Raw genomic sequence first — 21,490 nt, 5'->3', positions numbered from 1 at the left:
GGACTAACCTGTTACAGCAGCTCGCCGAGCAATGGCTTCTGCTTGACGGAAGAGCGGCGCATCCACCATCTGGCCGTCAAAGCTGAAGGCACCGGTGTTCTCTTCCGCTTCCGCCAAGAGCCGACGCGCCCAGTCAATCTCCTCGTCGCTGGGGCGGTAAGCCTGGCGGATTGTCGGGACCTGACCGGGGTGGATACAGACGGTGGCGGCAAATCCCAAGGCAGCGGCATCTGCTGCCTCCGCAGCTAGCCCATTCGCGTCGGAGATATTGACGTAGATGGAATCCAGACTGGCCTTACCGTGCGCCGCTGCCGCCAGGTGAACGTGGCTGCGGGTATGTACCGCCACACTGCGGTAGCTACCCGCATGAATACGGCCCGGCGCGAGTGCAGCCTCTGCTTCGCTAAAGCGTGATGACGTCCCCGCCAATCCCGCCACCAGGTCCTCTGCGCCCCAGAACAGTGCAACGACACCATCGGCCTGCGCCAGCTCTTCGGCGCGCATGACCCCAAGCGGAGTTTCAATAAGGGCAATGACCTGGGTCTGCTCCCCCAGTGCCGCTACCAACTCATCCACTTGCTGAGCCGAGGAAGCCTTGGGCAGCATCACCTGGCGGAAAGCGGTGCCACGCAGCATGTCAATATCCGCTGCGTAGTCCTCAACCTCCGGTGGATTGACACGCACAATCGTGCGGGTCGGGTCGAGGTCACAGGAGGCGATAGCCTCGCGGGCAGCCTCACGGTTTTCTGCGCGACAGCCGTCCTCCAGGTCCAGAATCACCATGTCGGCACGGTCAGCAGCTTTAGCGAATCGTTCCGGCCTGTCGGCCGGCGCAAACAGAATTGCAGGGCCCAGCGGCTGCCAGGAGTTATGCGTAGACATGGGCCACTCACTTCCCCGCTGAAGCTGCGTTCTCGGAGCCGTCGTCAAGCGAAGTCGGTGCGCATTGGACGAGCGTGGACCGGACGGCGCGGCAGACGATCGTGCCGTCCTGATTGCGACCGATGTGCTCGAGCTCGACAATGCCTTGGTTGGGGCGAGACTTGGACCGACGCTTGTTACGGCAGACGGTCTCTGCATACAGGGTGTCGCCGTGGAACATCGGTGCGGGAAACGCCACTTCGGTGAAGCCGAGGTTGGCGACGATGGTGCCGAGCGTCAGCTGCCCGACGGACAGCCCGACAACCGTCGACAGCGTCCACATGGAGTTGACCAGACGCTCGCCGCCGAATCCCGGCTGCTGGCTCGACCAGTGCGCATCCAGATGCAGTGGCTGGGTGTTCATGGTCAGCGTCGTGAAGAGGACGTCATCGGTTTCAGTGACGGTGCGCCCCGGACGGTGCAGGTAACGCGCGCCGACCTCGTACTCTTCGAACCACAGTCCGCGCTGGACGACGTCGTGGGTGACTTCGGTTGCGTTGTTGTCAGCCATTTTTACAGCCCCAATCCGCGCGCGATCAGCATGAGCTGCACTTCGGTGGTGCCCTCGCCGATCTCCAGGATCTTGGAGTCGCGGTAGTGGCGTGCCACGCGGTACTCGTTCATGAACCCGTAGCCGCCGAAAATCTGCGTCGCGTCGCGCGCGTTGTCCATCGCAGCCTCGGAGGCAATCATCTTGGCGATGTACGCTTCACGACGGAAATCTGCGCCCGCAGCCATCTTTGCGGCTGCGTCATACCACGCCATCCGTGCGGCATGCGCACGCGCTTCCATACGGGCAATCTTGAAGGAAACAGCCTGGTACTCGCCGATTGCACGGCCCATGGAGTGACGTTCCTTGGCGTGGCGAACCGACTCATCAACACAACCCTGCGCAGCACCGGTGGCAAGCGCTGCGATTGCGACACGCCCCTCGGCCAAGATGGACAGGAAGTTAGCGAAGCCGCGACCACGGGTGCCCAGCAGGTTCTCCTGCGGGACGCGAACATCGGTGAAGGTCAGTGGGTGGGTGTCGGAGGCATTCCAACCGACCTTGTCGTAAGCCGGTTCCGCGACAAAGCCCTCCGTGCCACTCGGCACGATGATGGTAGAAATCTCCTTCTTGCCATCTTCCTTCTGGCCGGTGACTGCGGTGACAGTAACCAGCGAAGTAATATCCGTGCCGGAGTTGGTGATGAACTGCTTGGCGCCGTTGATGACGAAATCATCGCCGTCTTCACGGGCTGTGGTGCGGGTGGCGCCGGCGTCGGAGCCTGCATCCGGCTCGGTGAGACCAAAGCCAGCGAGCTTCTTACCAGCAGTCAGCTCGGGCAGGTAGGTCTCCTTCTGCTTGTCATTGCCGAAATGGAAGATTGGCATGGCTCCCAAACCAACGCCAGCTTCCAGGGTGATAGCGACCGACTGATCGACTTTAGCTAGCTCCTCCAGGGCGATACCGAAGGACAGGTAGTCACCGCCCATGCCACCGACTTCCTCAGGGAATGGCAGACCGAACAGGCCCATTTCTCCCATCTGCGAGACAATCTCGTACGGGAAGGTGTGGTTGCGGTCATGCTCGGCGGAAACCGGATCGACAACTTCGTTGGCAAATTCGCGAACTACTTTCTGCAGTTCCACGTATTCGTCGTCGAGGATGGCGGTTGCAATCTTGGTGCTTTCGGACATGATGAGTGCTCCTTAAAGATTTTGTAAGTGTGGGACCTGATTGGTGTGGGACCTGATTGGTGCGTTTTGTGTGGGTTTTTATTCCTCGGCTTCGGCCACGGTGATGACGGCCAGCTGCTGGTCACCGGCGACCTGATCGCCCGGCGCGACGGTGAAGCTAACCTCACCTGCAATTTCGGCAGTGAGAGTGTGCTCCATCTTCATGGCCTCCATGACCAACAGAGCCTCACCAGCTTCCACGCGGGCTCCCTCCTCCACCGCCAGCGCGATAATCGCGCCGGGCATCGGAGCTTGGATAACCCCTGAACCACCGGCATCGGCTTCGGCGCCGGTGGTGACTACCTCGGTGCGGGGCAATACCCAGGTGCCGTGGGCACCGGCGACAACGTATTCTTCGTGGTTCGCTGACCCCGCGTTGTCGATGGTTTCGACCAGGAAGTGCTGTGCGACTCCGTCGCGGACGATGCGCAGATGTTCCCCGTCGCGGTAGACCGAAACTTTGTAATTTCGCGGTTCTGGAACGTCGCTCTCTTCGTTCTCCGCTTCCGCCGACAGACCTGCGACTACGTCACCGACAACGACGTCGGCACTCGACGGCGTGCCCACAATCGAGATCAGACGCGAGTCCTCCCCTGCCCCGAAGCGAATGCGCTGCGCGGCAGGCGCACTGGCACGCCAGCCATCCGGGGTCAGCCACGGTGAGTCGGTGGCCTCTTCAAAGCGGGTTGTCAGCCAGTCCATCGCAGCGGCGAGGTAGACATCGTCCGGTGTTTCGGAAGTGGCGAAGCCTTCCGCCACGCGGTCGAGCAGACCGGTATCAAGATCGCCGGCGCGAACCTCGGGGACGTTCAGCAGGTAGCGGCAAAAATCGATATTGACTCCGACACCTGCGACAACGGTGTCTCCCAGCGCTCGGTCTAACCGCTCGAGCGCCTGCTCACGGTTTTCACCGTAGGAGATGATTTTCATCAACATCGGGTCATAGAGGGATGAGACCTCGGAACCGTCGACAATGCCGGAATCCACCCGGATTCCCGCCCCGCTCGGCTCGACGACACGTGTGACCGTGCCACCGGTGGGCAGGAATCCCGCCGCCGGGTCTTCGGCATACACGCGAGCTTCAATCGAGTGACCGGTGAGAGTTACATCTTCCTGAGCAACCGGCAGTGGGCGTCCCGAGGCAATGTCAACCTGCAGCGCCACCAGATCCAGGCCGGTGACCTGCTCAGTCACGGGATGCTCAACCTGCAGGCGCGTATTCATCTCCATGAAGAAGAACGACGACGGGTCCTTCGCCGGCACAATGAACTCCACCGTGCCCGCGCCGACGTAGCCAACCGAGCGTGCCGCGTCACAGGCCGCTTCACCAATTGCGCTCCGCGTTTCCTCATCCAGCAGAGGGCTCGGCGCTTCCTCGATGACCTTCTGATGGCGACGCTGCAGCGAGCACTCACGCTCGCCCAAGTGGATTACATTGCCGTGTTTATCTGCGAGAATCTGCACCTCGATATGCCGCGGGGTGTCGACGAAGTGCTCGATGAACAGGGAGTCATCGCCGAAGGCACCCGCCGCTTCACGACGAGCTGTTGCGAGTGCCGCCGGCAGGTCAGCAGCATTTTCCACGCGGTGCATCCCCTTGCCGCCACCGCCTGCCGACGGCTTAATCAGTACCGGAAAGCCAATCGATGGGGCTGCCTCAATGAGGTCCTCGTCGCTAAGCCCGGGGCGAGAAAGACCCGGCACGGTGGGAACATCACGGGCTTCGACGGCAGCGCGGGCGGAGATTTTGTCACCCATGGTGTTGATGGCGCTGGCCGGTGGGCCAATGAATTCAATACCTGCTTCCTCACAGGCGGTCGCGAAGTCTGCGTTTTCAGACAGAAAGCCGTAACCGGGGTGGATTCCGTCTGCGTCGCAGCGGTGAGCGGCATCGATGATCTTGTCGATAACCAGGTAGGAGTCGCGTGCCGGAGATGGGCCAATGTGGATGGCCATATCCGCCATGCGGACGTGAGGGGCGTCGGCATCGGCATCCGAGTAAACCGCGACGGAGCGAATTCCGTTGTCACGAAGGGTTCGAATAATGCGGCAGGCAATCTCCCCGCGGTTTGCGACCAATACGGTACTCAGGCTGCCGCCAGCTGCGTGGGGCTGCGTGTTGTGCGCTGTCATGTGCCCTGTGTTTCCTTTCCAGAAAATGCGGTGTCGAGAGTTTTTAGCTGGTTATTACATGCGGAAGACGCCGAAGCCCTGTTCATCCAGGGGCGCGCCACTTGCCACATCGAGGGCCATGCCAAGAATTCGGCGGGTATCTGCGGGATCGATGACACCGTCATCCCACAGGCGAGCCGATGAGTAATAGCAGTGCGACTGGCGCTCAAACTGCTCGCGGATCGGAGCTTCAAACTCCTCCTGCTCTTCCTGCGACCAGCTCTCACCTGAGCGTTCAATCTGGTTGCGACGAACCGTCGACAGCGTCATCGCCGCCTGTGGACCGCCCATGACGGAAATGCGAGCATTCGGCCACATCCAGAGGAAGCGCGGCGAATATGCGCGACCGCACATGGAGTAGTTGCCGGCGCCGAAGGCACCACCGATGACTACGGTGAACTTGGGCACGCGGGTGGTAGCCACGGCGTTGACCATCTTGGCGCCGTGCTTTGCGATACCGCCGGCCTCGTATTCGCGACCAACCATGAAGCCCGTGGTGTTCTGCAGGAATACCAGTGGGATGCCGCGCTGATCACACAGCTCGATGAAGTGCGCGCCCTTCTGCGCAGATTCCGCGAAGAGAATGCCGTTGTTGGCGATAATGCCGACGCGGTGGCCGTGGATGCGGGCGAAAGCAGTGACCAGGGTCGTACCAAATTCGGCCTTAAACTCCTGGTATTGACCTCCATCCACAATAATTTCAATAACCTCGTGAACGTCGTAAGGCACTTTGGCATCGACGGGGACGACATCGTAAAGATCGGTCTGGTTGCGAGTCGGCGAGACGGTGGATTCTGTGTCCCACGGAACTTCCGGGTCCTTGGGGAGCGTTGCGACGATATCGCGGACACGACGCAGTGCGTCGGCATCGTTAACCGCGAGGTGGTCAGTAACGCCGGAGGTCTTGGAGTGCAGTTCGCCGCCACCGAGTTCCTCTGGTATGACATCTTCACCAGTTGCAGCCTTAACCAGTGGCGGGCCTGCCAGGAAGATGGTGCCCTGGTTTTTCACAATGACCGCTTCATCGCTCATCGCCGGCACATAGGCGCCACCGGCGGTACAGGATCCCATCACGGCGGCAATCTGCGGAATCCCGCGAGCGGAAAGGTTGGCCTGGTTGTAGAAAATGCGACCGAAATGATCGCGATCAGGGAAAACTTCATCCTGGTTGAGAAGCATGGCCCCGCCGGAGTCGACCAGGTAAATGCACGGCAAGTGGTTAAGGCTGGCAATCTCCTGTGCGCGCAGGTGCTTCTTGACAGTCAACGGGTAGTACGTTCCGCCGGAAACGGTTGCGTCATTGGCTACAACCAGGCAGCGACGACCTTCGATGATGCCAATGCCGGCGATGACGCCAGCAGCCGGAACCTTGCCGCCATACATTTCGTGGGCCGCTAGCGGTGCGACCTCAAGGAAAGGGCTGCCGGGGTCAAGCAGTTGGTTGATGCGCTGACGTGGCAGCAGCTTACCGCGGGAAATATGGCGAGCACGGGCACGTTCGGAACCACCGCGTGCTGTTGTGCTAAGCAGCTCTTTGAGCTCTGCGACGAGCTCTTCGTGGCGCTGTCGGTTGGTCAATGCTGGAGCGTGAGTCATGGGCGAAATACTTTCCGTTAATGACTATTAACTTTCTTGACGAAAAGATTAATGTGACCCCAGTCACCTCACAACAAATTTTGTTTCTTAGACCACACTTTCACCCCCGGAAGTCTTTTATGCAGCTTGAAATACACACCTCTCCCCGAGGTCACAACATGTTTCCAATAGAGATTTATGTTTCTCCTAGAAATTTATTTCGGGGGGTAAATCCACTCTGATAAGACCGACCGCGCCACACAACAAAGCCGCCTGACCCCACACTGCTGCGAGCAGTGAGGCCAGACGGCAGAAAAATGAATGCAGATTATTGGTTGTTAATCCCCAGAGCAGCGAGGGCCATCTCAAAGGTATTTTCCCTTGTCGCCTCAGGCCCTGCCCACTTGAGCACGTGTCGGGAAGAGTTGATTAACCCAGCGGTGAGCTGAACTCTAAGCTGCGCATCATCGGAGGTGAGTTCAGGCTGCAGTTCACGCAGAGCGTCCACCCATAAGACCATGTACAGACGCTGCAAGGAACGCACTTTTGCGCTCTGCTCTGGCGCCAAATTTCCGCCTTCGCGTTCTTGGACACGAATGCGATCAGGCTCTGTTACAGCAAAATGCACGTGATGCGCGAGAAGCCCCCGAAGCGTCTCCTCCGCAGTCCAATCATTGCCCTTCGCCTGATCAAGGACTGCACGCGCACCATCGACGAGTCGGATAGAAATATCAATCAGGATCTGAGCCAACAGCTCCTCCTTGCCGCTGAAGTAGCGGTAAAGAGCTGGGCCGGAAATGCCAACAGCAGAGCCGACATCCTCCAACCGAGTCTGATGAAACCCTCGGTCGGCAATAATCGCGGCAGCAGCGGAGAGAATTTCTGCTTCTCGACGCCGTCGTGCTTCGGCTCTACGTGACATAAACTCTTATGTTAAACGTGTTTGAGCGGTTGCGTATGCATAATTCTCACCAGTGCCTGCCCCCAGCATGTGTCCGCATAATCCACCGCTCAGCAACAGATACGCATCCTCGCCCACAGGTCCCCACACGTCCAGGTAGAGAAAAACCGCCGAGGTGACAGTTAGCACCTCGGCGGTTAGCCCTTAGCCTGTGAAGGAATTAGTGGAAGAAGTGGCGAGTACCTGTCATGTACATGGTGACGCCAGCTTCCTTGGCAGCAGCGATGACCTCTTCGTCACGGATGGAGCCACCTGGCTGGACAACTGCCTTCACACCGGCATCAATCAGGACCTGCAGGCCGTCAGCGAACGGGAAGAAGGCATCGGACGCAGCGTAGGCCCCCTGAGTACGGTTTTCTCCGTCGGCAAGCGTATTTGCGCGCTCAACGGCGAGCTTTGCGGAGTCCACGCGGTTGACCTGGCCCATGCCGACGCCGACGGTGGCGTTGTTCTTGGACAGCAGGATGGCGTTGGACTTCACAGCGCGGACGGAGCGCCATGCAAACTCGAGCTCAGCCAGCTCTTCAGCATTCAATGCCTCGCCGGTGGCCAGCTCCCAGTTCTCCGGCTTATCACCCTCTGCCTGGTAAGTATCCGGATCCTGGGTGAGCAGACCACCCGAGATGAACTTGTTCTCGGTGGTCGGTGCTTCGTACTCGGCGACGAGAATACGCAGATTCTTCTTGGCCTTCAGCACCTCAACGGCACCGTCTTCGTAGGACGGAGCGACGATGACCTCGGTGAAGATGCCCTTGACCTGTTCGGCCATCTCAACGGAGACCTCGCGGTTGACGGCAATGACACCGCCGAATGCGGACATCGGGTCACATGCGTGAGCTGCGCGGTGAGCTGCGGCGATGGACTCATCCGAGACTGCGATGCCGCACGGGTTAGCGTGCTTGATGATTGCCACACACGGGCGCTCGTGATCCCAGGCGGCACGCCATGCGGCGTCGGCATCCTGGTAGTTGTTGTACGACATCTCCTTGCCGTTCAGCTGCTTGGCGTTTGCCAGCCCCTTGGTACCAATGCGGGTCAGAGTTGCCGACTGGTGAGAGTTCTCGCCGTAGCGCAGCGGAGTCGGAGTGGATCCCTCAGCGCCACCGAGCTGCTCAACAAACCAATTAGACACAGCTGCGTCGTAATCAGCGGTGTGCAGGAATGCGTCGCGAGCGAACTCACGGCGCTGCTCGAGGGTGAAGCCGCCTTCCTTCACGGCGGCAGCGACATCGCCGTAACGAGCCGGGTCGACGACGATGGCAACCGACGGGTGGTTCTTCGCCGCAGCGCGAACCATCGACGGGCCTCCAATGTCGATCTGCTCCACGCATTCGTCGTAGGAAGCGCCCGAGGCAACGGTCTCCCGGAACGGGTACAGGTTAACGACAACGAGCTGGAAAGCCTCCACACCGAGCTCCTTCAGCTGAGCCAGGTGGTCTTCCTTGCGGGTATCAGCCAGAATGCCGGCGTGAACACGCGGGTGCAGCGTCTTCACGCGGCCCTCGAGGCACTCCGGGAAACCAGTGAGATCCTCAACCGGGGTCACAGGCACGCCAGCTGCAGCAATCTTGCCAGCCGTGGAACCGGTGGAAACGATTTCCACGCCAGCCTCGTGCAGGTCGCGAGCCAGCTCCTCGAGCCCAGTCTTGTCGTAGACGCTAATCAGAGCGCGCTTGATCGGTTTACGCTGCGTGTTGTCGTTGGTCATTTCAGATAAGCCTTTCGTCCGTCACGCTCAATTCCGTGATCGGCAATCGAGTGCAATACATCAACCAGGAGTCGGCGTTCGACAACCTTGATTCGTTCGTGCAGGGTCTCCACCGTGTCGTCGTCCTCGACGGCCACTGGCTGCTGCGCCAGAATCGGCCCGGTGTCCACTCCATTATCAACAATATGCACGGTCGTGCCGGTGACCTTCACCCCATAGTCAAGTGCATCCGGTACCGCACGCGCCCCTGGGAAGGACGGCAGCAGCGCTGGGTGCGTATTAATGATGCGATTGCTGTAGACCTCCACAAATGATGGCCCCAGAATGCGCATGAAACCCGCCGAGACAACGATATCCGGCGAAAAAATGTTCACGGCCTCTAAAACACGAATATCCCAACCTTCTCGGTCCTTCTTTGCCTCAGCATCGAAAGGCACCCGAAAAGTTGGGATATTGAGGTTTTGAGCCCTCTCCAGCGCCGGACAATCCTTGTCCGAACCAACCGCGACAATCTGAACCTTTTCAGCGTCCAACAGTTCCAGCATCGACTGCAAAAGGGAGCCCAGGCCAGAGGCCAGGACTACGATGCGGAGCTGCTTGCTGGAGGAATTATTGTGCGAAATTTCTGCGACGGGCTGTGCTTCAGTCACGGCGTTTAGCTTACCCAGCCCGGCAGAGACCCCAAATTCCGCTCCCCCTAAGTTGGCTTAGCTCTTTTCGCTTGACGACGGTTCCCCATCGCCACCCTCCTCTGAGTCGTCGGTGTCCTCATCGGATTCACCCTCATCGGTCGCATCTACTTCGCCCGATGCTTCTCCGCCTGCGGCGCTTTCTGAATCCTCTTCAGAGTCGTCCGATTCCTCAGCGTCTTCTGAAGTGTCTTCAGACTCAGCACCGGACTCTGATTCCTCCTCTGTGTCGGACTCGGCTTCGTCTTCGGAGGTCGCTTCATCTTCGGAGGTCGCTACGACTTCCCCGTCGACAATCTCCTCCGACTCCTCCGAACCGCTCCCGTCATTGTCGGACTTATCGGCGTCGCCGGCATCCTCAGCCTCAGCATGACCGTTTCCATCTCCCGCAGGCTTCGGCGGGAACTTTTCTGCGGCCACTTCCGAGACTCCCTTGTCCCTACCAAGTGACGGCACACCGGTCATCGCAACAACCACGATGGCCCCCGGAACAACCAGCCACATCGAGCCGAGCAGTCCAGTCAGCCACCAGGAGGCACCGGCCCACCCAAAGATGCCAACCTCACCGCCGAGCAGCCAAGCCAGCCCCATGAGGAAGATGATCGACCACACGGCAGCGAGAACGACGACCAGGTAGGGCTGCTTCGGTGCAGATTTCTTCAGGAATGCCACGACGCGCCAAGCCGCAACGGCTGGCGGTAGCACAATCAGCACTCCGAAAGCCCAGTGCACCAGCGACTGAGGCATGGCAGCCAAAATCGGCAGCGGTGGCAGCTGAGCCGGGTGCACTGCGAACAGCCCAGCCTCCGCTGGCCCAAACGTCGATTTTCCGCCCACCAGCACACCGACAGCACCGAAGGCCACATTTGGCAGGTACAGCAGCGAGAGGCCGCTGACCGCAACACTTTCACCGACGGTATCCGTGATTGCAAATGTCTCTGCCAGCAACTCTCGATGCCAAATCAGCGAAACGAGTGTCACCACAACACCGGCCAGCCACAGCCATGCCACGTAGCTGCCCGCCAGACGGGCCGACCCGAGCAACCACTCCGGCAGCTTCCGGCGCAGCAGTAGTGCACGCAGCAACCGCTGCCCCATTCCCAGCACCAAGGCCACGAGATTTACAAGCAGCGCGGCTGCAATCGCAAGGCCGAAACTGGGGGTCTGAACGCGGGGAAACACCTTCGACGCGTCGTAAAGCATGAGCCACGCGATGATGGTGAGAACAATGGGCGTGCCCAGATACGCGCCGACCAACGCGCGGACATCCTTGATGCTGATGCGGTCAGCGACTTCGCGGCGTACACGCCAGGCGATGAACAACACCATCAGCACCGCGGGCAGTGCTGGTGTGAGCCCCAGCGTCGTGCCGTTAAAACGGAACGGCGCGAGGTTAAAGATCATCCACATCGACGCGATACTCGCTGGAAGCGGAGACATTCCAGCGCCACTGACGATGACGCCAATCAGAGCTACCGAGATGATGAACAGCAATACGACGCCGTAAGAACCGGCAACAGACAGCCCAAACCGGCGTGTACGAGGCGAGTTAATGAAACGACGGAACCCCGAGGGGCGCCCCTTGCGTGACGACGTTCCGGAGCCCCCCGCTTTCATTGTCGTCGTGGCTCCTCGATTGCTGTCGGCACCGACGCTGCGCGCACCGCCAGTCCGACCGGCCTGCGTGTTCTGCCATGCGCGGGCAGTGCGCTCACTGTGCTCACTGCGGACGCTACGGGAACCACCGCCGCTGCCACCGGCACCGGTGCGGCTTCGCCGATTTCGATCGCTACCGGAGGAACCTCTCCGCGAATCCGCGCCTTTCACAGTGACATCGTCCTTCCCGCGTCTAATCATTGACAGCTGATTGCCCACCTATATAGATAGGGTGCCACGCAAGGGTGCGTCACAGCCATGGCCATATAGTGCCATACATACAACGCCTCTTTGTTTAGGCATTGCAGAGTCTAATTTGAAGGTACGGATCCCAGGACGGACGGTATCCGTTGAGTCCGATCTCCTCCGCTGTCCCCCCAAAGTGGCTTCGCCGTTGGTTTCCATTTGTCAACGTCGATGGGTTACCTTTTGTCACCCCCGCTACCACACCCTTAGTTCACCCGGAAACTACTTGCCGACCTCCCTACCCGCCCCCTCGATTAAGGGGCATCCGCCATAAATCCCCTGGCAACACACCGGTTGCGCTTCACCGGATCCGCGATACAAGACAACAGCCCCACGGTCACAGCACGGCTCTATTGAACTGAAACTGACAAATTAGTGAACAAGTTCTCTAAATATGAGTTGCTTGCCCTATATCGAACCGTTATTATCGCAGAAGTTAGATAACAGTTGGGTTACAAAGAGTTTCGTTGGCAGGGAGATTGAAGTGACGTTTTTCAATGCTCGTCGCGGAGGCGGAAAGCACCGCAAGGTAGAGGTTTCCGCAACTTCTCGCGCAGCACTGGTCGCGCTGTCCGCATCGACGATCGCTTCTTCCAACGCGGTCGCCCACGCAGCTGAGACCGAGAATAAGGCTCCGGAGAACTCAGCTTCGACTCAGACCCGCGCTGCTCAGCCGAAGAACAATGCTCCGATGGTGCTGGCCTCCAGCTCCTTCAATCCGAGCACTAACCTCAGCGACCACCTCGCTACGGCGTTGCAGTACAACCAGGAGCGCGTTGCTCGCGACCAGGCTGCCCGCGCTCCGAAGCTCTCCATCCCGACTGTGGGACTGCTGACCTCACCGTTCGGTCCACGCTGGGGAACCTTCCACTACGGTGTCGACCTGGCTAACGTCACCAACACCCCAATCATGTCCGTCATGGACGGCACTGTTATCGATGCAGGCCCGGCTCAGGGCTACGGCCAGTGGATTCGCGTTCGCCATGACGACGGCTCTGTTTCCGTCTACGGCCACATTGAGTCCATCTACGTCGCTGTCGGCGAAGCTGTCCGAGCTGGCCAGGTCATCGCCGGTATGGGTAACCGCGGCTTCTCCACCGGTACGCACCTCCACTTCGAGATTCACCCGGATGGCACCACCCCGGTCGACCCGGTGACCTGGTTCATCCAGCGTGGTCTGAACCTGAACTAATCAGGTATCGGCACAGGCACGAGCAGGCCTGGCCGCTCTGCGAAGGCCCTACTTGTGCACCGGCCCCTGTTTGACCGTGACTGAAAGCCTCGTCTGATCAATTTTTCAGAAACCGGCATCGCCGCCGGTACTGGGGCTTTACCCTTGACACATGGCAGAGACTCAAACATTCCGCATGTGGAAGAAGTTGGCTCCGACTCCGGTCGTCGGCAAGCGTCTATTTTCCTTAACCGCCGCATTGACGGCGCCATATTTCCGCACAATCTGCCCCAAGCTAGAGACGATGCAGCCTGGACTGGCGGTAGCGCGCATGCCCGCTTGGTGGGGCGTGCGTAATCACATTAAGTCCGTGCATGCGATTGCTGCGTGTAACCTCGCTGAATTCGCGATGGGCATGCTCTGTGAGGCCAGCGTACCGACAACGCATCGCTGGGTGCCAAAGGGCATGACGACGAACTACAAGCGCATCTCCGTTGGTGGCCTGACGGCTGTGGCCAAGGCTGAGTTGCCGGACTTCTCCACCATCACACCGGAGACTGGTGGGGTAGATTTTCCCGTCCACATTGTGCTGACCGATGCCAACGGCACCGAAGTGCAAGATGCCACCATCAACTGCTGGGTGACGGCGAAGAAGCCTAAGTAGCCTCCACGCGATAGTGGCACGTGCACGGCCGCGGGTAGGGACGGCCAGTCGGGCGGTGGTGGATTTTTACAACTTCTCCATGGGCACGCCGCCGATAAGCATCATGCGGACCTTACCTGCGGATCCAAAGTCAATCATCGCAGTTGCCCGGGGCGCGGCCCCTTGGACCTCAAGCACAGTGCCTAAGCCGTACTTGTCGTGAACAACCTTGTCACCGGGCTCTAGGTGCAAGACCTGATTCTTCTTTCGGGATGGCGCACCAGAGTTAGAGGATCCACCAGAGCCGAAGCCCGAGCTGGAACCGAAGCCCGACGAGGCACCATGGCCACGACCAAACGCGCTGCCCGCGCCGTAGCCACCAGAACCAAAACCACCAGAACCGGCGCCCCAGCTGCGAGCCGGAGCCTCGCGCAGCCAATCGATCAGGTCGCTTGGGACTTCCCCCAGGAAACGTGAAGGCGGATTATTCTGCGGCGAACCCCACGAGGACCGAGTCACAGCGCGCGTGAGATACAGCTGCTTGCGAGCTCGGGTAATACCCACATAGGCCAGACGTCGCTCTTCAGCCAGCTCCTTCGGATCGCCCAGGGCGCGCAGGTGCGGGAACAGTCCGTCTTCCCAGCCAATGAGAAATACCACCGGAAACTCCAGGCCCTTAGCCGTATGTAGCGTCATCAACGTCACTACACCGGTGTCATCATCCGGAATCTGATCCGCATCGGCCACCAGAGAAACTCGCTCGAGGAATGCCTGCAGACTTCCCGGTTCCGCTTCCCCATCGTTGTCGAAGTCGGCCGCGAAATCACGCGCGAGGTCATTCGCGATTCCAGATTCCACCTCGGACTCGCCACTAGTATCAGCACCGCTTTCAGCATCAGCTGCAGCGCCAGAGCCTTCATTTACATCAGCGCTAATATCCACCGACGACATCATCCGCGCCTCTGCAGAGAACTCCCGCGCAACGCTGACGAGCTCATTGAGGTTGTCCAGGCGCGTGGCATCTTGCGGATCATTGGAGCGCTCGAGCTCCGACTTGTACCCACTGCGATCAATAATCGCGTTGACCAAATCACCGATATCGGCCAGTTCACCGGATGCCATATCCGCCGCCAAGCCATCAATCATCTCGACGAACGCCGCCATCGCGTTTCGACTCCGCGCCGCCACCGCCGGAACCTTACCCTCCGCTACGGCACGTAGCGCCGTGCCGAACGAGCACCTCTCGTCCTCGGCATAGAGCGACACATGAGCCACCGCACGGTCACCGATTCCGCGGCGCGGCGTATTGATAATGCGACGCAGCGAAACATCATCGTCGAAGTTCTCAATAACGCGCAGGTAGGCGACAATATCGCGTACTTCCTTACGCTCATAGAACCTGGTGCCACCAACGACCGTGTACGGCACGCCCATACGAATGAAGACATCCTCTAGCGCACGGGAGGAATTATTGGTGCGGTAGAAAATCGCCACATCTGAATACGAGTACGGCCCGTAGTCAACCAATTGCTCAATCTCGTTAGCGATAAACCGAGCCTCATCGTGCTCATTGTCCGCCACGTAGCCCTTGATCTTGCCGCCCTCACCGAGATCGGTCCACAGCTTCTTCTCCCGGCGGTTCTCATTGCGCGCAATCAACGCATTGGCCGCCGACAGAATCGTCTGCGTCGAGCGATAGTTTTGCTCCAGCAGAATCGACGTGACCTCCGGATAGTCCTTCTCAAACTCCTCAATATTGCGAATAGTCGCACCACGGAAGGCATAAATGGACTGGTCCGAATCGCCCACCACACACAGCTCACTCGGAGGCACATCTCCACCGGGCTTGCCGACGAGCGTCGAGACCAAAACATACTGCGCATGGTTGGTGTCCTGGTACTCGTCCACCAACACATGCCGGAAACGGCGACGGTAATACTCTGCAACCTGCGGGTGATTGGTGAAAATCCGAACGACCTCACCGATTAGATCGTCAAAGTCCACGGCATTAGCCGCCCGTAGCCTGGTCTGGTACTCCAGGTAAACCCGTGCAACGACATCATCAAAAGGATTGCGCGTCGTCGACGCGTCCGCGAGGGCCTTCTCTGGGTCAATCAACTCATTCTTGAGATTGGAGATACGCGACGAGAGCACGCGGCCGGTGAACTTCTTGGCATCCAGGTCCATGTCCTTAGCGATCATGGACAGCAAACGCCGGGAGTCGTCCGAATCATAAATAGAGAAATTGGAATTAAGCCCCGGTACTAGCGCATGCTGCATGCGCAGTATGCGCACACACATGGAGTGGAACGTGGACACCCACATACGCCGCGCCTGGTCACCGACCAGTCCCGCCACACGCTCGCGCATCTCGGCTGCGGCCTTATTGGTAAAGGTAATAGCCAAAATTTGGCTTGGCAGGACCCCACGCGCACCGATCAGGTATGCAATCCTGCGCGTCAGCACAGATGTCTTTCCTGAACCCGCTCCAGCCACAATCAACAGTGGTGAACCAATGTGCTCCACTGCTTGGCGCTGCTGCGGATTAAGCCCCTCTAGCAGCGACTCTGAATCAAAACTGGGCTCGAAGCCACCGCCAAAACCGCCGCCAAAGCTGGCAGCGTCACTCGGTGCGCTATTGCTACCAGCGCTGGCGAAGTGGCCGAACCCACCACGGCCAGGCGTAGCACCGCCCGCCTCGCCGTGGTTCGAACCAGCATGGCTATCGCCACTACGTCCATCGTCAGCATTGAAGGACCCGAACAGCATTCCAGTTTCATTTCCCATGATGGCTACTACAGTAGCCGAGCCCCCGGATTGGACTGTTCGATTCCTTTGGCACAATAAGAACTATGAGCGAAAACCCTGCGGACACTCCCGCCGCACACACCGACAACACCGACGGCGCCGAGCACAGCCAGCAGGCGGCGGCAGTGTCCCCTTTTGAAGTCCGCACCCCCACCGGTACCGATGACCCGTTGAGCTCCGCGGAGATCGAACAGTACCGCAAGGAAATCAACCGCCTTGACGGGCTGATTATCGATGCCATTCAACGCCGCACCGCAATCAGTAAGGCCGTCGGCAAAACCCGCCTGGGATCTGGCGGCACGCGTCTCGTGCACGGCCGAGAGGTGCAGATCATCAACGAGTTCCGCGACGCACTTGGCCCAGAGGGCCCGGCAATCGCGTCGGCTCTGCTGCGCATGGGACGCGGTCGCCTGGGCTAACCCTCGCCAGCTACCTGTCCGGCTAGCCTTCCAGGGAAATCAGCTTTTCCTCTAGGAACTCATCGATACCGGTGAAACCACCCTCACGTCCAAGGCCGGACTGCTTGACACCACCGAACGGCGCCGACGGGTCCGACAGCGAGCCCTTATTGACCGCAACCATGCCGGACTCCAACGTCTCTGCCGCACCAAGTGCCTTGGTCAGGTTCTCACTGAACACATACGCCGCCAGACCAAAGATGGTGTCATTTGCCTGCTCAATCGCGTGCTCATCGTCCGTGAAGGTCGTCACCGCAACCACCGGACCGAAAATCTCTTCTCGGACAATATCCGCATCCTCGGGCACATCAGTCAGAACTGTGGGCTCGAAGAAGTAGCCGTCGGAAAGCGCGCCGCCGAGATCTGGGATCTTGCCGCCACACTCTACTTTCGCACCGCGCTTGACCGCATCGTCAACCAGATCACGAACCTTTTCCTGTTGATCACGCAGCGCGAGTGGCCCAAGGTCCGTCGCCGGATCGGTACCCTCGCCCAACTTCAGCTCCGCAAAACGCTTGACGACGCCCTCGACGAACGCATCCTTCTTGGATTCATGAACAATAAAGCGGTTCGGCGCGATACACACCTGGCCGCCATTGCGGAGCTTGGCGTCACTGACTGCCTGCACAGCCTTATCAACATCACCATCAGAGAGAATGACAAACGGAGCATTCCCGCCGAGCTCAAGGGAAACTTTCATCGAAGTTTCCGCGGCCTTCGCAGCGAGCATCTGGCCAACTTCGGTGGAACCGGTGAAGGTGAACTTGCGCAGGCGGTCATCGGAAAGCAGGGCAGAAACGTTGGCTGAGTGCCCTGTTGGCAGGACGGAAATCACGCCTGCGGGAACACCGGCCTCGATTAGTAGTTTGCCCAGGTAGAGCATGGTCAGCGGAGTTTTGGACGCGGGCTTAATAATGACCGGGCAGCCGGCGGCGAGTGCCGGGGCGATCTTGCGGGTACCCATAGCCAGCGGGAAATTCCACGGCGTAATAGCCAAAACCGGACCGACCGGCTGCTTAATCACCGCGACGCGCGAGGTTCCGCTCGGAGAAATTCGGTAATCGCCGGAGATACGTACGGCCTCCTCAGCGAACCAACGAAAAAACTCGCCACCGTAGCCGACCTCAGCCTTGGAATCCGGCAACGCACGGCCCATCTCCAGAGACTGCAGCTGGGCCAACTTGTCTGCATCCCGACGGATGAGTTCAAAAGCGCGGTAAAGAATCTCGCTGCGCTTGCGGGGCGGGGTTACCTTCCACTCCTTCTGAGCTGCGACGGCGTCGTCAAGCGCCTGCCTGGCGTCCTCCTCTGTGGCGTAAGCGACCTGGACCAGCGGCTTATCTGTCGCGGGGTTAACGACATCGAAGGTCTCACCATTCGACGCGGGACGGAACTCACCGCCGAGGAGAAGGCCTGTGGGGACATCTTTGAGGATGTTGTCGTAATCAGGAGTGAAATCAGTCATATTTTCCAGGGTAGGTGCCTTTGCTGAAGCGGGCTAGGGACTCGTAGGTGGCGGATAGTCGACGGATGGTCGGCGCATAGGCGAAGCAAAGGCACCGCGGAATCGAGCTGCCAGCAGATTGTGGTCACGCCTGGTCACATCCTGCTGCCCGGCGAGAGCGCCAAAACGTAACTAGTCTGGGGAGGTATAAAGTGCATTTCGTCAAAAATCACCTGGGAGCAGGAATGACCGTAGATATCACCGCAACCGAACAGTGGGCTCAGCTGGCTAAGCGCGTGGACAATGTTCGCGCCACCTCGCTGCGTGAACTTTTCGCCAATGAAGATGGCCGCACTGAGAAGCTGACTTTCGATGCGGGCACTCTCCACGTTGACCTTTCCAAGAACTTGATGTGCCTCGACGGTTTTGCCGAGCTGGTTGAGCTCGCTCGCGCCGCTGGCATCGAAGAAGCACGCGAGAAGATGTTCCGCGGTGACAAGATCAACACCACTGAAAACCGCTCCGTGCTGCACACAGCGCTGCGCCTGCCAGCAGAGGAAAATCTGACCGTCGGCGACCAGGATGTTGCTGCCGACGTGCATGAGGTGCTCGGCCGCATGCGCGACTTTGCTCGCAGCCTCCGCAGTGGAGACTGGCTGGGATACACGGGTCACACTATTAAGACTGTGGTCAACATCGGTATCGGTGGCTCCGACTTGGGCCCGGCAATGGTGACCAAGGCGCTGCGCACCTATGCCACTGCCGGCATTGATGCCCGCTTTGTCTCTAACGTTGACCCGTCTGATTTGCAGGCGGTTCTGGATGAGGTCGATCCGGAGTCCACGCTGTTTATCGTCGCTTCCAAGACCTTCACCACGCAGGAGACGCTCTCCAACGCTCACGCAGCTCGCCGCTGGCTTATTCAGCAGCTGGGTAGCGAAGAAGCCGTCGCCAAGCACTTCGTTGCCGTTTCCACGAATGCCGAAAAGGTCGCCGAATTCGGCATCGACACTGAGAACATGTTTGGCTTCTGGGACTGGGTCGGCGGCCGCTACTCCGTCGACTCCGCCATCGGCCTGTCCATCATGGCCGTCGTTGGTCCGATGGACTTCATGCGCTTCCTGCAGGGCTTCCGCGCAATGGATGAGCACTTCCTCAACGCTCCGCTGGAGCAGAACGTGCCAGTGCTGATGGGCATGCTGAACGTCTGGTACTCAAACTTCCTCGACGCTCAGTCGCATGCCGTGCTGCCCTACTCTGAAGACCTCTCCCGGTTCCCGGCGTACCTTCAACAGCTCACCATGGAATCGAACGGTAAATCCGTGCGTACCGACGGCAAGAGGGTGGACTACAACACCGGAGAAATCTTCTGGGGTGAGCCGGGAACGAACGGCCAGCACGCTTTCTTCCAGCTCCTTCACCAGGGAACTCGCCTGGTTCCGGCTGACTTCATCGGCTTTGCCCGTCCACGCCAGGATCTGCCGACGGCATCCGGCGAAGGTTCTATGCACGACCTGCTGATGAGTAACTTCTTCGCACAGACCAAGGTGCTGGCCTTCGGTAAGACCGCGGATGAAATCCGCGCAGAGGGCATTGCCGAGGAGCTCGTGGAGCACAAGGTCATGCCGGGCAACCGCCCGACCACGACCATCATGGCCGAGGAACTGACCCCGGACGCAGTAGGTGCACTGATTGCACTCTACGAGCACATCACTTTCGTCGAGGGCATTGTCTGGGGTCTGAACTCCTTCGACCAGTGGGGCGTGGAGCTGGGCAAGCAGCAGGCTGGCGACCTACTGCCTGCTGTCACCGGTGAAGTTGCACCGGATTCAGGCGATGCTTCCACCGATGCGCTGCTGACCTGGTACCGCGACAAGCGCTAACGGCTCTTAGACAGCTTGCCTAAATAGCTAAAAGTCCGCCCTCGGCTTGAACTGATTCTCGCTGCGGGCGGACTTTTGTTATTCGTATCCCTCTAAATCTTCACCACGTAACCGTCAGCGCGGTAGCCCTTAACAATCTCCTTGCCAAATGGGAAGCAGGTCACCGGAATCATCTTGACATTGGCCACCGCCAGTGGAATTCCAACAATGGTGACTGCCTGCGCCGCCGCAGTCATGATGTGACCGATGGCCAGCCACAGACCAGCGATGAGGAACCAGATTACATTCATCACACCGGCGCTAACGGCACCGACCGCGCCCCGACCGGAACGCTCCACCACGGAGCGTCCAAACGGCCACAGTGCATAAGAAGCCATGCGGAACGAGGCCACACCAGCGGGAATTGTGACAATCAAAATACAGGCAAGAACGCCGAAGAAAATGTAGCCCAAAGCAAGCCACAGGCCACCGAACAACAGCCAAATGATATTCAGCAAGGTCTTCATGCCACTTAAGTGTAGTCAGGATGCGTAGTGGGCACCTGGAGCTAGCAAGGCTCGACTATCACCTACACGAAGTCATGCAAAAACCCACGAGGCCACCCGGCTGCCACGAGAATATGCCGCGGCATCCCGTCGTAAAGCGGGGTTGGGAAAAAGCTAATAGTATCTAAGTCATGTCTGCCTACATTGAAGATGATGTTCTTGCCTATCGACTTGCCGTGGGCGCCAGTGAAATTCTCAAGGGTGTCCGCAACGTAGGCCTGCTGCGTGGCCGCATTCTGGGAGATGCCGGCGACGCACTGGCACAGGAGTGGATTGCCCGCGTACTGGAGCAGCACCGTCCGGACGACGGACTGCTGTCGGAGGAAGCCGCGGATAACCGTGAGCGCCTGGACTCAAAGCGGGTGTGGATTATTGACCCACTCGATGGCACGCGTGAGTTCGCTTCGGGCCGCCAGGACTGGGCAGTTCATGTCGCTCTGGTAGAGGACGGTCAGCCGACCCACGCTGCTGTTGGTCTGCCGGATCACGGCCAGGTTTTCCACACGGGTGAGGCCAAGGCTGTCCAGGGGCCGCGTGCGGGCAAGATTGTCGTATCGCGTACTCGCCCACCGGCTGTGGCGAAGTACGTCGCTGACAAGCTGGGCATGGAGCTGGTAGAGATGGGCTCCGCTGGTGCGAAGGCAATGCACGTACTGCTCGGTGACTACGACGCCTACATCCACGACGGTGGTCAGTACGAGTGGGATTCGGCAGCGCCGGTTGGTGTCGCTAAGTCCGCCGGTTTGCATGTCAGCCGCCTAGACGGCTCCGCGCCGACCTACAATAATGTCGATACTTTCCTGCCGGATATGCTGTTCTGCCGACCGGACCTGTCGGAGGAGATTCTGGCAGCGGTGAAGGAATTCAAGAATCAAGAGCAGAAGTAGG

General features: G+C 59.3%; 17 protein-coding genes. 5 read left to right on the top strand and 12 right to left on the bottom strand.

All coding sequences use genetic code 11. From position 1 onward, the window contains the following. Positions 1 to 3: 3 nt before the first annotated feature. The 9 genes from HMPREF3042_RS01610 to HMPREF3042_RS01570 all read right to left on the bottom strand — a co-directional run bounded on the left by HMPREF3042_RS01610 (position 4) and on the right by HMPREF3042_RS01570 (position 11,605). Complete coding sequence (locus HMPREF3042_RS01610; protein WP_070855883.1) at positions 4 to 882, bottom strand: HpcH/HpaI aldolase/citrate lyase family protein; 879 nt, start codon at positions 880 to 882, stop codon at positions 4 to 6. A gap of 7 nt (positions 883 to 889) precedes the next feature. Further along, complete coding sequence (locus HMPREF3042_RS01605) at positions 890 to 1,432, bottom strand: MaoC family dehydratase (RefSeq protein WP_049172760.1); 543 nt, start codon at positions 1,430 to 1,432, stop codon at positions 890 to 892. A gap of 2 nt (positions 1,433 to 1,434) precedes the next feature. Continuing rightward, a complete protein-coding gene (locus tag HMPREF3042_RS01600; RefSeq protein WP_070855882.1) occupies positions 1,435 to 2,604 on the bottom strand; it encodes an acyl-CoA dehydrogenase family protein in 1,170 nt (389 codons plus the stop codon). Positions 2,605 to 2,682: 78 nt separating this feature from the next. After that, positions 2,683 to 4,776 carry an acetyl-CoA carboxylase biotin carboxylase subunit gene (locus tag HMPREF3042_RS01595; RefSeq protein ID WP_070855881.1) on the bottom strand — a complete coding sequence of 698 codons (2,094 nt, stop codon included), beginning with the start codon at positions 4,774 to 4,776 and terminating at the stop codon, positions 2,683 to 2,685. Positions 4,777 to 4,830: 54 nt separating this feature from the next. Beyond that, positions 4,831 to 6,411, bottom strand: coding sequence for a carboxyl transferase domain-containing protein (locus HMPREF3042_RS01590; RefSeq protein WP_070855880.1), 1,581 nt, complete (start codon positions 6,409 to 6,411; stop codon positions 4,831 to 4,833). A gap of 307 nt (positions 6,412 to 6,718) precedes the next feature. Next, positions 6,719 to 7,312 carry a TetR/AcrR family transcriptional regulator gene (locus tag HMPREF3042_RS01585; protein ID WP_070566195.1) on the bottom strand — a complete coding sequence of 198 codons (594 nt, stop codon included), beginning with the start codon at positions 7,310 to 7,312 and terminating at the stop codon, positions 6,719 to 6,721. Between the two features lie 199 nt (positions 7,313 to 7,511). Continuing rightward, complete coding sequence (purH, locus tag HMPREF3042_RS01580) at positions 7,512 to 9,059, bottom strand: bifunctional phosphoribosylaminoimidazolecarboxamide formyltransferase/IMP cyclohydrolase (RefSeq protein WP_070855879.1); 1,548 nt, start codon at positions 9,057 to 9,059, stop codon at positions 7,512 to 7,514. After that, positions 9,056 to 9,709 carry a phosphoribosylglycinamide formyltransferase gene (gene purN, locus HMPREF3042_RS01575; protein WP_070855878.1) on the bottom strand — a complete coding sequence of 218 codons (654 nt, stop codon included), beginning with the start codon at positions 9,707 to 9,709 and terminating at the stop codon, positions 9,056 to 9,058. Before purN ends, purH begins: the two co-directional genes overlap by 4 nt. Positions 9,710 to 9,766: 57 nt before the next feature. Next, complete coding sequence (locus tag HMPREF3042_RS01570; protein ID WP_070855877.1) at positions 9,767 to 11,605, bottom strand: cell division protein PerM; 1,839 nt, start codon at positions 11,603 to 11,605, stop codon at positions 9,767 to 9,769. A 529-nt stretch (positions 11,606 to 12,134) separates the two neighbouring features. On the opposite strand from HMPREF3042_RS01570, the gene HMPREF3042_RS01565 reads away from it, so the two are divergent. Together HMPREF3042_RS01565 and HMPREF3042_RS01560 are read left to right on the top strand one after the other, a co-directional pair. Then, complete coding sequence (locus tag HMPREF3042_RS01565) at positions 12,135 to 12,842, top strand: M23 family metallopeptidase (RefSeq protein WP_070851171.1); 708 nt, start codon at positions 12,135 to 12,137, stop codon at positions 12,840 to 12,842. A gap of 151 nt (positions 12,843 to 12,993) precedes the next feature. Next, the gene (locus tag HMPREF3042_RS01560; protein ID WP_070855876.1) at positions 12,994 to 13,485 is read left to right on the top strand and encodes a hotdog fold domain-containing protein; all 492 of its coding nucleotides are present in this window, start codon (positions 12,994 to 12,996) and stop codon (positions 13,483 to 13,485) included. A 66-nt stretch (positions 13,486 to 13,551) separates the two neighbouring features. On the opposite strand, the gene HMPREF3042_RS01555 is transcribed toward HMPREF3042_RS01560, so the two are convergent. Beyond that, a complete protein-coding gene (locus tag HMPREF3042_RS01555; protein ID WP_070855875.1) occupies positions 13,552 to 16,251 on the bottom strand; it encodes a UvrD-helicase domain-containing protein in 2,700 nt (899 codons plus the stop codon). A gap of 65 nt (positions 16,252 to 16,316) precedes the next feature. Between HMPREF3042_RS01555 and HMPREF3042_RS01550 the strand changes: the two genes are divergently transcribed. After that, positions 16,317 to 16,691 carry a chorismate mutase gene (locus tag HMPREF3042_RS01550; protein ID WP_005509925.1) on the top strand — a complete coding sequence of 125 codons (375 nt, stop codon included), beginning with the start codon at positions 16,317 to 16,319 and terminating at the stop codon, positions 16,689 to 16,691. A 22-nt stretch (positions 16,692 to 16,713) separates the two neighbouring features. On the opposite strand, the gene HMPREF3042_RS01545 is transcribed toward HMPREF3042_RS01550, so the two are convergent. Further along, positions 16,714 to 18,195, bottom strand: a complete 1,482-nt coding sequence (locus tag HMPREF3042_RS01545) for an NAD-dependent succinate-semialdehyde dehydrogenase (RefSeq protein ID WP_070855874.1) — start codon at positions 18,193 to 18,195, stop codon at positions 16,714 to 16,716. 224 nt (positions 18,196 to 18,419) lie between these two features. Here HMPREF3042_RS01545 and pgi point away from each other — a divergent pair, with 224 nt between their 5' ends. Next, the gene (gene pgi, locus HMPREF3042_RS01540) at positions 18,420 to 20,057 is read left to right on the top strand and encodes a glucose-6-phosphate isomerase (protein WP_070855873.1); all 1,638 of its coding nucleotides are present in this window, start codon (positions 18,420 to 18,422) and stop codon (positions 20,055 to 20,057) included. Between the two features lie 92 nt (positions 20,058 to 20,149). Here pgi and HMPREF3042_RS01535 read toward each other — a convergent pair whose 3' ends face one another. Further along, positions 20,150 to 20,563, bottom strand: a complete 414-nt coding sequence (locus tag HMPREF3042_RS01535; protein ID WP_070855872.1) for a YccF domain-containing protein — start codon at positions 20,561 to 20,563, stop codon at positions 20,150 to 20,152. A 170-nt stretch (positions 20,564 to 20,733) separates the two neighbouring features. Here HMPREF3042_RS01535 and HMPREF3042_RS01530 point away from each other — a divergent pair, with 170 nt between their 5' ends. Next, entirely contained in the window at positions 20,734 to 21,489 is a 756-nt protein-coding gene (locus tag HMPREF3042_RS01530) for a 3'(2'),5'-bisphosphate nucleotidase CysQ (RefSeq protein ID WP_038627816.1), read from the top strand. The last annotated feature ends 1 nt before the right edge of the window (position 21,490 follow it).

Source organism: Corynebacterium sp. HMSC074C05 (assembly GCF_001838325.1).
GTDB classification, from domain to species: Bacteria; Actinomycetota; Actinomycetes; order Mycobacteriales; family Mycobacteriaceae; genus Corynebacterium; species Corynebacterium amycolatum.
The sequence above is the reverse complement of the archived record's forward strand: the minus strand, read 5'-3'. Positions and strand labels throughout refer to the sequence as shown.